General features: G+C 38.9%; 8 protein-coding genes. All 8 read right to left on the reverse strand.

Translation table 11 applies throughout. From position 1 onward, the window contains the following. Positions 1–494 precede the first annotated feature (494 nt). The 8 genes from LI091_RS10710 to LI091_RS10745 all read right to left on the reverse strand — a co-directional run bounded on the left by LI091_RS10710 (position 495) and on the right by LI091_RS10745 (position 18,110). Entirely contained in the window at positions 495–3,194 is a 2,700-nt protein-coding gene (locus tag LI091_RS10710; RefSeq protein WP_173733847.1) for a Cna B-type domain-containing protein, read from the reverse strand. A 14-nt stretch (positions 3,195–3,208) separates the two neighbouring features. Then, positions 3,209–8,131 (reverse strand): MSCRAMM family protein, encoded by a 4,923-nt coding sequence (locus LI091_RS10715; RefSeq protein ID WP_173733848.1) that lies wholly within the window; start codon positions 8,129–8,131, stop codon positions 3,209–3,211. A 493-nt stretch (positions 8,132–8,624) separates the two neighbouring features. Further along, positions 8,625–10,760 carry a BspA family leucine-rich repeat surface protein gene (locus LI091_RS10720; protein ID WP_173733849.1) on the reverse strand — a complete coding sequence of 712 codons (2,136 nt, stop codon included), beginning with the start codon at positions 10,758–10,760 and terminating at the stop codon, positions 8,625–8,627. A 202-nt stretch (positions 10,761–10,962) separates the two neighbouring features. Then, on the reverse strand, positions 10,963–13,227 hold the full coding sequence (locus LI091_RS10725; RefSeq protein WP_173733850.1) for a TerD family protein: 2,265 nt from the start codon (positions 13,225–13,227) through the stop codon (positions 10,963–10,965). Between the two features lie 702 nt (positions 13,228–13,929). After that, positions 13,930–14,778, reverse strand: coding sequence for a hypothetical protein (locus tag LI091_RS10730; RefSeq protein WP_173733851.1), 849 nt, complete (start codon positions 14,776–14,778; stop codon positions 13,930–13,932). Positions 14,779–14,940: 162 nt separating this feature from the next. After that, positions 14,941–15,552 (reverse strand): hypothetical protein, encoded by a 612-nt coding sequence (locus LI091_RS10735; RefSeq protein WP_173733852.1) that lies wholly within the window; start codon positions 15,550–15,552, stop codon positions 14,941–14,943. Between the two features lie 437 nt (positions 15,553–15,989). Next, the gene (clpX, locus tag LI091_RS10740) at positions 15,990–17,213 is read right to left on the reverse strand and encodes an ATP-dependent Clp protease ATP-binding subunit ClpX (protein WP_173733853.1); all 1,224 of its coding nucleotides are present in this window, start codon (positions 17,211–17,213) and stop codon (positions 15,990–15,992) included. A gap of 357 nt (positions 17,214–17,570) precedes the next feature. Further along, the gene (locus tag LI091_RS10745) at positions 17,571–18,110 is read right to left on the reverse strand and encodes a hypothetical protein (protein WP_173733854.1); all 540 of its coding nucleotides are present in this window, start codon (positions 18,108–18,110) and stop codon (positions 17,571–17,573) included. Positions 18,111–18,303 lie beyond the last annotated feature (193 nt).

Raw genomic sequence — 18,303 nt, forward strand, 5'->3', positions numbered from 1 at the left:
TTTTTGGGGCCTTTGGCCTTTCCATATGAAATTACATGCCACCAGCTGGACAGCTTTCGCTCTGGCGACTGACGACTGATTTGGTTTTATTTTTTTTGCCGTCTTTTTTTGCGGAGTGCTTTTCTCCTTTTAGGTTTTGATAACTCGCCAGCAAAGCCGGACTCGTAACCTGACTTCGAACGGGGATGCAGACCCGCGTGCGAAGTTAAAACCGGAGCCTTTGACCCGCGGACGACTTTTGGTCGGCCGGGGATTCCCCGTTCTCCGTTGAGCATTTTCTTGTTTGCTTTTAGCTCCTTTTTTTTGCTCTACATTTAAATGCCTCTTACGTTCTGTTTGTATGCTCTACAATTAATATGCAAAATAATTCCAAGAGTGTGACGTTTTTTTGAAAAATTTTTTATTTTCTTTTGCGAAGCGATGGAGCGTACTTAGGCGCTTGGCAACACAAAAAAAAGACGCAGCCATTACATAGCCACGTCTTCATATTTTTCTTATCTCCTCTTCCTTGCACCATACACCACACCGCAAACTGCAATGCATACAATAAGTAGCATCACAATCGTATTGGTCATGGATGACGTTGGGATTCCAACATTTTTCGTATTTACAAAAGAAACATTCACATCTGCCTTAACCACACCTGAAGCATTTTCGCTGCTGACGGTATATCCGTCATTTTCGGCACCACTTTCTGTTACCTCATAGCCAATACCCGCCGGAAGGTCTTTAAATGTGATTTCTTCTCCGTGTGCAAGTTTAAATACTGCTTCTCCATTTGTTAAGTCTATCTTTCCGCTTTCCTCTCCTTTTTTATATTCTACCGTTGCCGGAAGGTCAATTCCATCTCCTGCCGTAAGTTTCAGGACAAAATCAAATTCTTTCGTTTTGTCTCCCTGGTTTCCTTTGACTGTTTTAGTAACAGAGATGCTGTACATTTCTTTATGCGTATTTACCACATTGACTTCTGCAGTTCCCTCAGGGATTACTCCGGAATATTTACCTTCATCTGATGCGGTATAGTACTTATATGGGTTCTCTGCGATTTCATATGAAGCACCGATTGGAAGACCTGAGATTACGATTGATTCGTTATGTTTTAATTCAAACGAAGCCTTTCCATTTTCGTCAAATACGATTGTTCCGGTCTTTGTTCCGGCTTTGCTGTCAAGATTGTAAACACCTGTCACCGGCTGGCCATCTTTCTGGAGGGTGATGTTAAATTTAAATGCCTTGCCTGCCTCAGCCTTATCACCTTCAACTGTTTTTGTGACCTTAATCGCTCCGGTTGACACTGCAGTATTTGTAACAGTGAAAAGTTTTATGCTTTCGCCGTTTTCTTCAGCAGTACTTTCTGCAACTTTTGAAATATAGCCATCAACTTTTTCTTCCTGAACAGAATACGTATATTTTGTCTTTCCGTCTTCTTGGTATACATCAAGATTATCAAACTCCGCCTGCCATCCATTATCTCCATTTAAAGTAATATTCTTCATTACATTTTCATCCTGCATCAGATATACCGTAATACTATCTGGACGTCTTCCTGCAGAATTATCGTTATCATCCCATATCTTTTTTACAGCTATTTTTGTTGTTTCTGCTTCCGGTTCTGACTCTTCTTTTCCAGTATTGGTAAATGTCACTGTAGCATTTTCATCCGCATCAACCGTTTCTTTTCCAGTTGATAAAGACTGATTAGCCTGAGCGTTGTCCTGTTTCTGCTGCACCACATTCACGGAATCTGAGATTTCATATGATGCATAATAGTCACTTGCGTCTTCTGTTATTTGATAAACACAATTTACAGGCAGACTTTCAAAGACCATTTCTTCCTTATCGGAAAGGTCAAATGCTATATCTGCAGTTCCATCTTCACCTGCTTTGAAGCTTTTTTCTTCTTCACCCTTCTTATATTTATATTCTGTTCCGCTATTTAAGTTTTCGAAAGATACAAAAAACCTAAACGAATCCTGTCTGTTGCTTTTTTTGACCTGTTTTTTTATAACTAAAATTTGTGTTTTTTGTGTTGGCTCTGCAATTTTGATATTTGTTGCAGAGACCAGATAGCAATTATTTGCATAAAAATCACCCTCTCCCTGCGAATCGATATCTCCGGAATATACACAGCTATATTTATCAGAAACACTCTCTTCCGATATCTTAAACCTGACCAATGATTTTCCATCTTTATCATTCTTTGTGGGAACACCATAAATGTTCATAGTTTGGTCTTTCGATATGTAAAACGACCCCTTTCCATCTGTTAAAGTAACATCACCATAAACCTTCGTTCCGCTTAATGCTTTTTTCACTTCCTCGTCTTCGGTCATAAATTCAATATTAAATTTAAATACTTCATCCGTATTAATACTGTTTCCATATTTATCTTCTACTTTTTTCGTCAGCTTTATACTTCCTGTGCGTAATGGTGTTTCTTCTGTAGACATGTTTGTTGCCATCAAACCTTCCATGTTTGTATTTCCTTTTATTGTAGCATAGTATCCGTAGCCTTTTTTACCGGCTTTTTCTGAATGAAAGCCAACTGTTATAGTGCCATTATCATATGATGCAGCAGTAATACTCCCTTTGCCAGACAGTTTTGTTCCTTTTTCACAATCCTTTACAGCCGTATATTCCGGATGATTGCCATGCCATAACACTAAAAAATCGCCATCTGCCAGGTCATATTTTCCTGACGCCAGAACATACGACGCACCAGGAACAGTATACACTTTCGTCTCATCTACGCCACCTTCATAGACTCCATCCTGTACTCCATCTTTGTCAATATTTGATGTATGCGCATACTGGCTACTGATAGCCGGATTCTCCTTCGTTCCATAACCATTTTCAACCTCATATCCGTCTGGAATATTAGTTTCCCATCCATAGTACATCGCCGAATCATCAGCAACATTGAAGATATACTTCCATTCATCTCCGTCTTTTACAAGTGTCACATCTGTGTTTCCGTCTCCGTCTTTGTCCATGGTCCAAGTTGTATCACTAACCTTTTTCCACGTTCCTCCAACTGTGGAATATACCGCATTATCTGCTGCATAAACACGGCTAACAGACATTATAAATAGAATGATTCCAAATAATAGCATCGGTAAATAAAAAAATTGTTGTTTTTTAAATTTTGCCAGGGAATTTTTCCCTGGCTGCATATTACTTTTCTTTTTTATCATTTTCTCACCTTCCATCATTTTTTGGATTTTCCAAAATGAATTTTGTCTAATCCGTCAATCGTAAAGGTACCATCCTTTTTTATCACTACTTTATATGGTTTTTCATCAAGGTAATGTCCGGATGGCGCTTTTGTTTCCCTTAAGGTATAAGTTCCTGGCTCAAGATTGCTAAATACAACCAGTCCACCATCTTCTGCTTTTCCAGATGTTGCTGTTTGATTTACGCTAGTGCCATAATCTGAGATTCCAGTAAGGCTAAACTCTGCTCCTTCAAGATAAATGTTGTCACCATATGTGCTACTTTTTAAGAATCTGATAGTATGATACGGTTCATTTTCAATCTGATAATATCCATTACCATTCACACTCAATTCTTTGTCTCCATCATAAATCGTTGATTTTCCTGCTTCATCAACCTTTACCGTAAATGTCTTTTTGCTTTTTATATAACCCTCTGGAGCTTCAACTTCCTTTAATTCGTATGTACCAAGCTCAATGTTTTTAAATGAAACTCGTCCAATCTTATTTGACTTTACATAAAGCGTATATTCACTGTCATACTCAGAAGTCCCCGATAATTTAAAAACCACTCCTTCAACGGCCCCACCCGTTACATTATTGATTTTTTGAAAAGCTACATCAGCATGGTATCTTGGCTCATCCTGAAGAATGTACAAACCTTCATCATTCACATTCAATCCATTGATTTCAACTTCGCCCTTCCCGTTCACTGTAATCACATAGGCTTCTTTATTTAATTGCCAATCATCAGAACATTTTATTTCACTTATCTCGTATTTGCCCTTTTCAATGTTAGAAAACATCATTTGACCATTCTTGTCAGAAACTCTCTCTTCGTTGTAAACTGTTCCATAATCTGACGTACCAGTTAATTTATACGTTATTCCTTTGATTCCAACTGTTGTTTCTGTTGCGTCTACTTTTTTAAATCCTATGTCGCTGGATATGCGGTAGTGAGCCTGCGTGTAATCCTGATGGTAAAACTGAGGAATTTCTGTAATTTCATTTCCAATTTCCTTTATTGCAGTTCTTTGCACGAAAATATTGTTATAAGCAATTGGGTCCTGATTATTACTTTTATCTTCCGATGGGGCCTGCATATAAATAATGGCCGATATTGATTCTTTTTCGTCTAACATAAATTCTGAGCCATCTTCATTTCTTGTCGCATCAATAGCAATCGCAGTTGCTTTTTCTAATCCGTATTCCTTAGAAAATTTTTCGTATTCTAACCATATCGAATTTCCGTTACCATCCTTTTCTTTTAAATCGTTATGGTCCTGAGGATTTAACCCACTCACTTTTGAAAGATAAATCACAGGTGCAGCGCCTTTGTAAGCCATCTGTGACACATCAACTCCCCTCAGTGTACCTTTCCAGTCTGATGATATCGTCGGAGTATTTTGTCCTTGGTTTTGATAAAAATTTTCCAGCGAATCAAAAAACACAATATCTTTTGCTTTCGTTATAGAATCATTTGTGAGCCTTATTTTATAACTATATTTTTCGTTTTTATGTATCACTTCATCATAAGAATACTTTCTAGATACAGAGTTTTTAATCTGTTTTTTTAGGCCAGTAACAGCAGCAACCGGAAAATTAACTTCATACCTGGCTTCTGCATAAGCGAATTTCTTTGCATTTGTATCAGGGTCAATGTCCTTCAAGATATCCTTATCTGTTATATTTCCTCCATTGTCCGGAAGACCTTCTCCTATCTTATCGTTGCCTGATTCATATACGATTGAATTTAGCAGGCTCCTTCCATAATCATTGATAGAGTTATAGTCGTGAGAAGTATTGTATTGTATTGTATATTCATTCTTTGTCGGAATAAATATATCAACTGTCAAGAGAGTTCTTCCGGTGTTTTTGTAATTTTCTTTTAGACTGTATTGGTATTCACCATTTGTCATAGCAATCCCTGATTCTGAAACCACTAAGGATTCTGTGTCAAAATCACACCCCAATGGGAGTAAATCATAAAATTTACCATTATTTTGGTAAATATAGCGAATTCCATTGTCATCTATATATTTCTCTTTGAAATGTGCGTTCCAAGTAACTTCAAACCTCGCCTCTTTTTTTATATTTTGAGTTTTTATAACATCTTTTTTTATCTCTGATTCTCTTGTTACTTTTTGTACATAGTCTGTTCCCCTTGTTGTTCTGTCCAAAATCGTTTTTTTGTTTTGTGAAACTACAAAATTAATTTCGTTTGAAACCGCAATTTTTTCCGGATTATTCTTTAATATCTCCTGTATATGCTCCGTCCTGAATAAAGATATTTCGGGGTAAATATTTAGTTCCGTGTAGTAATATGACTGTGAACATTTATATTGTAAGGCTTTAACTCCTGCATTGAATTGCAGTATCCTTTTGTTCGCTTTTTTTACATACGCAATATTAATATTTTCATATTTCTTGCTGTTTAAGTTGTATACCGCAGCTTCCTTCCAACCTCCCGTTGAAGTTCTTATCATAACAGTAATATTATTTTCTTCCGTAAATCCAGTTGTTTTTTTACGTGATTTGAATGTATACGTTGTTTCATCAAAATCTGCTTCTTTCACTACAGGGTTTAGTTCAGCCTGTGCAATGTCATAATCATCATCATTTAATTTGGTTCCTTCTATATAGATACCATCATCTATAAGATTATAATCAACATTTTTCCTCCAATACAACCCGTTTAAGGCATCTTCCACTGTGCCTGTGGCTCCATCTGCCAGAGAGAATGTATACGGCGAGCCATCACCAATGGCATGATACTTCAGATATGATAAAGTATCATTTTCACCCGATTCAAATTCGCCAAGTGTGTAATTTGAAATATCCTCTGAACTTTCAACTCTGTTGTATTCACCATATATTCCATATTTTTCTGCCCAAAACTCTCCTTTTTTTCCTATGTATACAGGTGCTTCATAGTACCAATCATAAGAAGATAATGCGTTAGTATCTTCATCCACATGGTCAGATGGACTTACTACCGCTTCGATATCATTATGTATGTCATACCTTTTATTTGATTTGGTTGCTTCATCAGCCTTCTTTTTGCTGTATCTTGTTAAAACATAATCATATCGGTCTCCGTAACTTAGGATATTATCTGTATGATTCTTCTTGCTGAATCCAGATTCTCCTGAAAACCTATATCCTACAACCTCACTCCCCATATCTGCAATTGTGTCATTTAAATAAAAATCATACGATGATGTATTCTTGTTTATATATGACCTTATTGGCCACACCAGATAATAATACTCTTTAGAATCAGATGGTTCTTCCCCCCAAGTGCCATCCCAGGTTTTATATAATTTAGGTTTTTTCTTCTGTGTATAAACAATAGTTGCATGAGTATCTATATATACTTCGTCTGCTTCCGACTCAGCCGTTACCGTTGACGCTGCATTCGTTGCATAAACTTTAGCCTTTACCTTTGTAGAACTACCCATGTCTATATAACTTACTGTATTTTTAGCTGTTTCGTAAGACACTTCAACATATCCGGCTTCTCCCGTTGGATATGGCTTATAATTATATATTGTAACTTTATTACTTTCCTCATCTACTTCATATACAAAGTCTGGGGCATCATCCCCCATATTGTCGGTTCTTATTCTGTAAGGGCAATTAAAAGTATCAGCCCAATTCCCGTCTTTATCCTTCAATATATGTAAAGGCAATTCAATCTTGAATGCGCCAATATCCGTAGAAAAGACTCCAGACATCGTATAATCTACACGATAAATGAACGCATGGCCGGAAACAGGGTCTGATGGGTTCCATACATTTTTTCCATCTATGCTATTCGCACCGCTTACAAACGAAACATGAAACTCATCAATACTTACCGGTGTTACAGCCTCATCTTTGTCCTCCTTTATTTCCATATCTGCTTTGGCTGTTGTTTTGCTTTCATCATCGTTTTTATTATCGCTTTTCTCATCGCTTTTCTCTTTGCTTTGGCTTTCGTCAACATTTAAGTCTGGGGTCGTATTTTTACTTTCACTTATATCATTTTCTTTATTCTCTTCTTCTGCTGCCATATCATTGTTAACTTCCTTATCAGAATCAGTGGGTTCAACTCCGTCTTGACTTTCGCTCGAAGAATTTTTTTCTACATTAACAAAACTAAATACACCTAGTCCACCGGAGGAAACAAACTCTATCTTTTGCTCTCCTTTTTCTGTACTACCCAATGTAAACGTTAGTTCTTCCATGCTGCCATCTTCTATTTGATGATATAAATGCGCTTCTTTTATTTTGCTGGCATCATTCGCTAATACTGTTATTCGATAAGATTTGTTGTTCTCTTTCTCTGTATTATTTGCATCCATACGTTTTATATCAAAAGCCGATATTGTAGAAACGCTAGAATCAACAAATTGTTCGTTAATTTTACTTGCTATTTTTTCCAATTCTTTTTCATTCATATCAGTGACAGATAATATATCGTCTTTTTCCATATCTGTTCCATCCTCGCATGAAATGAAAATTTTTATATTTGAATTATCAAACCCAGTCAAGCATCCAGACCAATCTAACTCCTTTGTTGTATTTTCATCGCTCGGATAAGCAATATCATTACTTTTCTGGTCTCCATCTGAAAAATCTTCAACAGAGAAGTCTCCTTGGTCTTCAGTGCTTTCATTACCAGGCTCCTCATTTTGCGCCTCCTGCTGTATCGTTGAATCCTCTTGCTTTTGCTCAGCCTCAAATTCATTGGATATTTCAGGTTCCTGCAATGCATCACTTATTTCCTGGCTTTCTTCATTTATCGAGCCACCAGAATCGTCCTCCGTCTGTGTTTGAATTTCATTTATATTATCTTCGCTGGCATATATAGAAACAGGCTGCGATATAGCCATGATTCCAGCCATCAGCATTGCTACAACTCTATTTCTCTTCACTTTTTTCACTCCCTTTTGATTATTTCGAATTTGTAAAAAATATCTGTATGATACCGCGAGCTACGCTCGCGTGTGCATCTGACGTGGACAGTGTGTCTGCTCTCCCTGTACACGTTCATAACTATCATTTCCGACGAACAGTTCAGACTGTTCGGGGCCGGACTGCTTGTAGCAAGCCTCCCCTGACGGCAAGCATGGCCGCGTTTTCCCAGTCCATCGATGATGGGCTAATAAAAAAAGCTCCCATTCTTCACTTTTGATAACTCGCGCTTCGCGCTCGTTACCAGCACGAAGTGCGGCAAGCGAAGCCGAAAGGCTGAGCGAAGCGCACGAACGGGGATTCAGACCCACGTGCGAAATTAAAACCAGAACATTTGACCCGCGAACGATTTTTTGTCGGCTGGGGATTTCCCGTTCTCCGTTAATATGCCAAAAAAAACATATTTTGGTACAGAAAAAAGCAGACAAAAAAATACTTGTCTGCTTTTTCTTTTTAAACTATTCTTGTATAAGTATCAGCTACACTATTTGGCATTGCCATGGCATCAAATTCTTCCCCGTTTGAATTTCTCCATGTTCCACTTAAACCATACGCTGTTCCGATGAATGAGAAATTTTCGCCAAGCGATAAAGACTTCAGGTTATTCAGATTCGAAAACATCCAGTTCATGTTTGTTACTTTAGAACTATTTATATTGGATATATCCAATCTAGTCAGTGAGTAGCACATATTAAACATGTTGCATAGATTTGTAACGTTGGGCGTTTCAAATGAGGATAAATCTAACGTTTTTATTCTTTGGCATCCATAGAACATCAGCTCCATGTTTATAGCCTTCTTTGTATCAAAAGATGATACATTTATCTCCGTCAATCCGCTACAACCATTGAACATGTATTGCATATATTTTGCATTTGATGTATTGAAGTTTGAAACATCCAAACTGGAAAGCCTAGAGCATCCACAGAACATATGATTTAATGTTGTTGCTTTAGATGTATCAAAATTGGAAACGTCTAATTTTGTTACTTTTCTACAATTATAGAACATTTGACCTAGGTCTGTTGCCTTTGAAGTGTTAAAACGTGAGACATCTAACTCGGAAACGTTCGAACAACCCGAGTACATACCGACAAATGTTGTAACGTTGCTTGTATCAAAATTAGAAACATCCAATGTAGTTAACGCAGTACAGTTAAAGAACATATATCCCATACCAATTACTTTAGATGTATTAAATCCAGAAACATCTAATGTAACTATTTTTTTGCATCCATTAAACATATCGTTCATATTTGTCATATTTGCAGTAACAAAATTAGATACATCCAGTTTGGTCAGGCTACTGCAATTTTTAAACATTGAATTCGCCAAAACCACATTAGAAGTATCAAAATTTGATATATTCAATACAGTCAAATTATTACATTCATTAAACATTCCGGACATACCGCTAACTTTAGATGTATCAAATGCTTTTAAATCTAGAGAAATCAGATTCTTGCACCCACTGAACATAAAACTCATTGTTGTAGTAGACGACGTGTCGATATTATTAAAACTTATAGCTGAAAGGCTCGTTTTATCAGCAAACATAATTCCAGAATCGCTGTTAAAATTGATATTTACGCCCTCAATTTGTGAAGATACTTTCATGGTAGTTTTTTCCTTCCATGCGACAACACCCTTATCTCCATCAGTATCCACATCGATTATGTTTGACTTGTCTACATTTTTCGGCATCTCCTCGTCAGTAAATATTATTTCCTTCACATCATCAGAAATTAACTTATTGAAATCAGGCCCTGGTTTTAATGTAAAAGTAATGGCTTTTGCATATAAATTTATGTCACCAGTCAATTCTATGTTGGGGACTCCATCCTTTGACATCTTGACTTCATTTTTACAGCTAGGTTCTGCGTACCAAAAAACATAAGTTGAACCTGGAATCTTATATTGACCGCTCACAATTTCCTTACTACTATTAAATACCATTTCATTTGTATCAGTACCATCAGCGAATTTTAATCCATTTCCGTAAAATGTTACGGTATATCCTTTTGTGTTTTTGGAAGGTTTTTTCGTACTTATTTCAATATCCGGAACCGGCCTGTCATTATTTGATTTATTGTCTTTCCACTTTTTTATAAATGTAATGGTTCCATCTTTTTTCGAATTTTTAAAATTATACACTAAGTCTTCATCTGTTTCCGATTCTCTATCACTAGTTGATATTTCGCTGGCTCTGCCGGTCTCGCTACCGGACCTCAAACTAAGGTTCTCTGGGACTTCTCCCTTCTTCTTTGACCCGTGGGCGATATCCTCGACCGTGGACTCCACATTCTCCATTGATTTATTGTTGTTTTTTGCATAAACGTAAGTGTCTGCCTGTAACAGGTAAATCACTAAAAACAAAAATAAAAACACTATGATACCGCGAGCTACGCTCGCGCGTACCAGACGATGCACGCGTCCATTTACCTTAAGACCGACAGACAACTGATTGTTCAGGGAGGGGCTGCCTTCAGCACCCCCTCCCTGACGGCAAGCCTGGTCACGGTTTTTCTGCCCGTCGATAATTATTTTTTGTGCTTTTTTTTTCTTCGTAAGAATCATCTCCTTTGTCATATATGATACATATATGACACATATTGCATACTTGCAATGCATTTCTCACCGTGAGAAATACATTGTGCATCTGCCGGGTTCGTTACCTGACTTCGAACGTGGATTTAGACCCGCGTGCGAAGTTAACGGAACATTTGACCCGCGGACGACTTTTGGTCGACCGTGGGTTTCCCATTCCTCGTTAATATCCTCGGGTCTTACTTCAGGCGCTCCGTTCCCTCTCCTGCATCAGATATCCGGTAATATATTCCATATTGCTGGACAGAATAAATTTTCTATCATCTGCATCTGGAATATTATATTTATCCTTGATTTCCTGCATTTCATCTGCTCTAACGAAGATGATGTCTGCATCCTGAGGGTTCTTTGTAAACTCTCCGTTTGACATTACGTTTGCTTCAACCAGCCTGTTCAAAGACATTGTCTTCGAGCTGGAAACGCGTCCAACCTGGTTAAGTATTCCATATAATCCCCTTGATGCTACATTCTCCTGTGCTTTTTCATTGAGCCACAGAATCTCGCGATTAGAGATATCAATGATGTACATAGACGCTTGTTTTGCTTCTATATCAAGGACAAACCGGTTTACGACTGTTGCCGGTTCATATTTTTTCCCCATGTCCTTATCCGTTCTTTTCATAACACCAAAACAGGTGTGCGGCTGTTCTGAAAATTTCTGGTTTGTATAGCTGTTGACCTGCGGCACAAGATAAACGATTCCGCGTTCTTTCAGCTTATCAATATCCACATCGATGAACTCAGCACGTCCTTCACCGTCAGCGGGTCCTCCATCCTGGACATCACCAGAGTAAACGAATCCATCTCCATGTTTTGAACCGTTCCAGCCACAGAATTCCACAACATTCATGTTTTTATCGCAGAACGCAACTGTCAGGTCAATGTCAACTCGGTTGCCATCATGGTAACCCTCGTTATCATCGCCTTCCATAAGGTTTGTCCAACTGGTGAAGAATCGCATTTTATTCCAATTCTCTGCAATCGGCATCTTGGAGCCGGAGGTCATACCTCCCACCGCTCCTGAATTATCACGAATATCTGTCGGGATTTTTACGGTAGCGATTGCATCACTCATAAACACTTTACCCATCGGCTTTTTGCCGACAAATTTTTCCGACATTCCTTTCATCGCGATATTAACGGCCTCTTCAATCTGTTCTGCTGTAAAGCCTTTTCGGTTTTTATTAACGCTTCTTACCACTTTTCCGGTCTTTCCCTTAAAGAAGCGTTCTTCTTCGTCATGGTCTCTCATCTCAATATTACCGATTGCTCCGGTTACAGTTGCAATCCCGGCTTTTGCTGAAACTCTTTTCATTGCGTCAAGAACAACCTGCTCCTTACCCTGCTCAATACCCATACGATACAGCTTGTCAAAGCGACGCATGAACTCACCTGGCATTTTCGCAGATTCCTTTACTGCGAGTTCAACATTCCCGGCTTTAACGGCCTCTTCCAGTCTTCTCGCCGGACGGTCAATCTTCATTCCGCTCTGGATGATGATAATTGCCTGCTTTACATTATCGTATTTTGCAGCCTTCCATGCTGGGTCTGAGATATGAAGACGCTTAAACAGTCGGCTCCATTCTTCGTCATGTCCATGCATGAAGTTAGAAAGTTTTTCTCCACTTCCTCTGTCCATTTCCGCCAGGTTATCCATCACAAAACGCCTTCCTGTTCTTCCAAGCGCAAAATCAGGCATATCCTCTTTTGTATCTTTAAGCGCAATTGCTCCATATGGGTCACGTGCTGCACCAATTCTCTGCAGTGATTTAAACGCCGCATACCTCAGCAGGTCTGCCGGCTGTTTCATAAACTTAGCGGTATGCAGTGAATTTTCGGAAAGTTCCTCCACCATCATTGCACAGGCAACAGCATTCTCGCGGTTCTTTGTTGCATCATTATCAATCAGGGCATTAATTTTTCCCGGATTCTCTTTTACATACTCCATGATAAACTCACGCTGTTCTTTTGAGTATGCGATTACTGATTTCACTGCCATTTCAAAAGTAGCGTCAAGGTCTTCTCGGCTTCCAGTCATAAGAACTATTCTCATAGGCTGCCCGATGAATGGATAGGACTTCTTTTCTTTCATATATTCTTTTGGCTCCAGCTGCAGTCCGGATAAACCATAAATAACCTGGTCGATAAAGTATTCCGCATGACTTCTTTCCATACATCCTTCAGGAAAATCCGGATAAAACGGCTTCGGCTGTTTACCTGCTCCGATTACTTCTGACAGCATGGCAAAATTGTCTTCATAAAAATCCTTGATATCCTCAGCATCTGCTTTTGCAAGTGCGCGCAGCTGTTCTGTTGTAAGAGGAAATCCAATGGAAATGAAATTTGCAGCAACAGTTGCTGCGAGGCTCAGGTTATCATTATCTTTCTGCTCCGGAAGGATTACTTTACCCTGCATTTCATAATATTTTTTCATAATTGTTTTATTCATATTTTTTTTCTCCTTTTTGTTTTAGATGTATGTTTTGAGCCGCAAAAAAGCAGCCAGGAACGGCTGCGTCACGGAAACACCAGAAATATCAGAAGCATCTGAAATACTAGGGATTTCAGGAAGATTGACTTTCTTTTCTGCGAGATGTTTTTCTTCGTATATCGAAGGCCGAGCCGCAACGTCATTTTGTTCTTGACTTGGAATGCCAGACCGGCATTTCAAGTTTCTGTATATTTAATATGCTGAAAAAAATTACAATGGATTGTTTTTTACGTATTTTTTTTATTATTTTTTTTCGAATTAGAAAGCCGCCTGCAGTACGCAGACGGCTGAAGTTTTTGTGTGTTAGGTTTTTCTCACCGTGAGAAAAAGTTCTTGCGGCAATGATAGCGCGAGCTATGCTCGCGTGTGTCAAGCCTCGTAGAGGCTGACAAGCGAAGCCGTAAGGCTGAGTACAGTACCTCGTAGAGGCTGACAAGCGACGACGAAGTCGGAGTGTAGAACGCTGGCGGGATTTCCGGCTCCCCGTACACTTTAGCAACTGATTGCTTACAGCAATCCTCCTCCGACGGCAAGCCTGGTCGTCGGTTTCCCCGTCCATCGATGATTTCTCACCGCAGCGCTTTTCTCACCGTGAGAAAAGTACTGCACACTCCGTGTTGAGGAAAAGCGCTGCACACTTCGTGTTGAGAAAGTACTTTCTCAGCATCCGAATTCTTCTCTCAGCATATCCAACTCTGCAAGCAGTTCCTCTTTTGTTTTTCTCCTTTTTGGGGACTCTCTTTTCTTTCCGCTGAACATCGTTATGCCTTTGTTTCTCTTTATCTTTTCATAATTTCTTCTTTCTTTTGCTTCCCACCGATGCCTATAGCGGTTCCCAGAGTTATCTTTCCATCCAGTAGAGTGGTATCCGTTAAATTCTTCATCCGGCCAGATGCTTTTAAAAGATTTATCCTTTGCCTTCACAAATCTTCTATATTCTTCTTCAGCCTCCATGGCGTACGCAGCGCGAGCACGCTGAATATATCTTGCGTCATCTCGCCATGGGTAGCATTTGTGCTGGCTCCGGCCCTGTTTTTCTTTGTGTCTTCTTTCTGCCTGCATTTTATAATAATATTGCATGTCTGTTTTTATCTCAGACTGCCTAATATATTCAGCATTGACTTTATCGCGAAGATTTCTAACGTCATAGTTTGGCTGCCCTGATGTATCTAGCCAAAAAAGATAGTTATTGATTTTCCATTCATCATTAATGCTTTTGTAATGAAGACGTGAGATAGGATAGTGGTACATGGTATATATTATTTCATCGTAAGGGTCTTTTCTCATGAGACCATTTAATGCCTGGTTGTCCATATATTTATTATTATATCTGCCTGCTATAGGCTCCCCCTCAAAATTACATACTGGACGATTGTACCTTGCAAGAAAGCATACCAGCTCCCTTTCTGTGTCAAATATCTTTTCGTCCTTGACTATATACCTCTTTCCCTCAACATCGTATCCAAGCACTGTTGACAAATGAATTTTTGGAGGATTTATTTTATACATATTTTTTCTCCTTTCTTTTCTATTTAGATGCAAATAATATGCTGATTTTTTAGAAACAAAAAAAACGAGCGACAAAAAAATCGCCCGTATACATCTTGTTTTGACAAAATGTTTCACGTGAAACATTTTTAGACATTATTTTTTTCTCACGGTGAGAAAATATCACCTTCCAATCTCATCATGCGCAGGCATCGGCATTGAATGTGATAAAGGTTTTGAAAGGTTTTGACCTCCTTCTTTGTCCTTATCCTGTCCAAAATCAAATTGTTTTCTTGTGATGTCATCTGCTGTATTAATCAGCCTTTCTGCTTTATTTAAAATCTCGCCAGGCATTCTAAATGCTTTACTCGTATACCTTTTTGCCAGAAGAGCAAAGTGAATTCCTTTTTCAAGGTCCTGGCCGCCATACATGTTCATGCCATTTGTTCCAACGATAGACTGTGCAGTCTGCCCCAGTTCATTCACTGACATAGCCATTCCAACAGCAGCGTCTCCGACTCGCGATATTGCTTCCGATGTCTGCCCGTGTACTTTTCTTCTTCCAAGAAAGCCTTTTTTAACGACATCCCAGCTCATCCCATTTTCCTTGAGCTCTTTTTTAGCCTCCTGCCTGAGCGCGTACCTGTATTTTGAGGCTTGTCGGTCTTTTTTTATTGCAGGCCCTATTGCTCCAATATTTTTTGCTAGTGTTGCGGCCCTTCTAAAAAAATTTCCGGGGCTGTTTCCTACACTTTCCATATGCATATAAGAGCGCCTGAACTCTTCTAAATCCATATATTTTTTCCTCCTTTCTTTTCTTTCTATTTTTACACGCCATATTTTCTCACGGTGAGAAAACATGCGATATGACTCCGCGAGTTGTGCTCGCGTGTACCCATCACATAGAGGCTGGGCACAGTACAACTTTTTGTCGCTGACAAACGAAGCCGTAAAGCTGAATGCAGGTCGCGGACGGGGATGCAAATCTGCATTCGAAGTTAAAGACGGAACATTTGACCTACGGACGACTTCTTCTTGTCTGCCGCATCCACTTTTTGTCAGTTTGTACCAATCTTAACTTTCTCACGGTGAGAAAATTACTATATGTATCTTTTTTCGATACACTTTTTTTCGCCAAACTGTTTTTCTCACGGTGAGAAAAATTCCCCGTTTACTATACAAGAGCAGCTTTCACTGAAAATATATGTATTTCAGGTAGCAGAAGAATCCGATTAGCACGCCTGTTTTTCTTTCCTTCTAACCAAATCAACTTTTCCACCTTTTGAAACAATACATTTTTCGATGTTGTCTTCTGATGGGATATTGAACATTGCTTCTTTCAGAATCCTTTCCAGGATACCCCTTAAACCTCTTGCACCTGTTTTCTTTTTGATTGTCTCTTTGGCAATTTCTTTTAATGCTTCTGGTGTGAACTCTAATTCTACACCATCATACTTAAAGATTTCCTTATACTGGTTAACGATACAATCTTTTGGTTCAGTAAGGATTTTCATCATTGCCTCTTCATCCAGTTCATCAAGTGAGACGACAACCGGAACCCTTCCGATAAATTCTGGAATGAAGCCATACTGCACAAGGTCTTCCGTTGTAACAAGCTTTAACGCTTCCCCGATTTCTTTTTCTTTTTCTTTCTCTACGTTTGAACCGAACCCGATAGCAGTATTTTTTGTCGCTGTCCTTTTATTGACGATTTCTTCCATGCCTGGGAAGGCTCCTCCGCAAATAAATAAAATATTCTCTGTATTTACCGGAATGCATCTTTCATTCGGATTCTTTCTTCCGCCTGACTGTGCAACGTTTGCAGTAGTGCCTTCAATCAGCTTCAGCAGTGCCTGCTGGACACCTTCCCCAGACGGGTCTTTCGTAAGACTTGCCCCGACATTGGATTTTGCAATCTTATCAACCTCGTCAAGAAAGATGATTCCATGCTCGGCCTTATCAACATCTCCATCTGCAGCCTGAATCAATTTGAGAATTACATTCTCAACGTCATCACCCACGTAACCTGCCTCGGTGAGAGAGGTGCAGTCAGCGATTGCAAATGGCACATCAAGCATTTTGGCGATGGTCTGGGCTAATAATGTTTTTCCACTTCCAGTTGGACCCATAAGAAGAATGTTGCTCTTGTTAATCTTTACATCAGAATCAATATCCATTCGTTTATAATGATTATACACAGCAATTGACATCGCAATTTTTGCGTCATCCTGACCAATGATGTATTTATCAAGTTCATGTTTCATCTCTCTTGGTGTCATCCTTCTGCCTTTCTTATTTGCAGAAATGTTTTCAATGTTTTTATATGTTTTACCGTATAAAATCTTAACGCATTCTTCACAGATAAGGCATCCATTAAGAGAAGAGCGATAAGCACGTTTTGGTTTTATAATTTCTTCTCCGCAAAAGTTACATACCGGTTTATTATTTGACTGCATAGTTTTTACCTCCATTGTTTTCTACTTTTACTATGCAGATTTTTTGATTTACTAAAAAAATTTGCGGAAATATTTTTTCTCACCGATTTTCTCACGGTGAGAAACTTGGTAAAAGAAAATCTTTGTTTTTGATAGCTCAGCCTTACGGCTTCGCTACCAAGTCTTGCAGAGGCTGAGTACAGAGAATAAATATGATACCTCGCCGTTCCGGCTCGTTACCAGATTTTATTGATAAACCCCAGGCTTTGCCGGAGTCGGTACCAAGCGGCTTTTTGCCGCTGACAAGCGAACCCGTAAGGCTGAGTGCAGAGATTAAAATTAAGTTTTCTCACGGTGAGAAAAACAATCTCATAAGCATCACCTTCCTCGGTCTACTTCCTCAATCACACTTTTTACCTTCACAATCTTTGGTTTTGATTTTTCTGGATAAAGTCTTGGTGACTCCCCGCTCTGGTTAGAAGTAGCTTCTGCTCCGAAATTCTCATCCATGCCGGAAACATCTTCTGCTTCTTTTTCTTCATCCTCTTCCAGCTCCAGACCAAAATCTTCCTCCTCATATTCTTTATCCGGCTCAACGCCTGAAGCAGTAGCAGTGTCTCCCGCCTTCTTCTGACGGTACGCGGCAAGCCTTTCTACTGCCTGTCGTCTCTGTTCTTCAGTCATAACTCTTTTTTTCTTCTTCATAGAAAGCAATTCTCTTGGTGCTTCATATATTTTTGAAACTACTTTTCCATTTACTTTTCCTACCTCGATTACTTTCCATGCTTCAGATTCTTCTACATATTTATCAAGTCTTCGCATGATATGATATTCAGTTGTAAATATCTGCATTTTTTTTGAATTTCCTGACATACAGATATGAGTTTCTCTTTCATCTTTATTTCTTTCTATAGCCATATTTTTTCTCCTTTAAAAAAATAAGTATTCAGTCATCTACAATATGCTGAATACTCACCTTTTTTTGTTGTTTTTTTCTTTTTCTCACGGTGAGAAATTTATCGACAGGTGGAAAAACTGCGGTCACCTTCGATAACTCTCCGACTTTGCCGGAGTCGTTACCAGCATAAATTGATACCTCGCCGTATCTGGC

Source organism: Blautia sp. MSK20_18 (assembly GCF_020553125.1).
GTDB lineage: Bacteria > Bacillota > Clostridia > Lachnospirales > Lachnospiraceae > Blautia_A > Blautia_A fusiformis.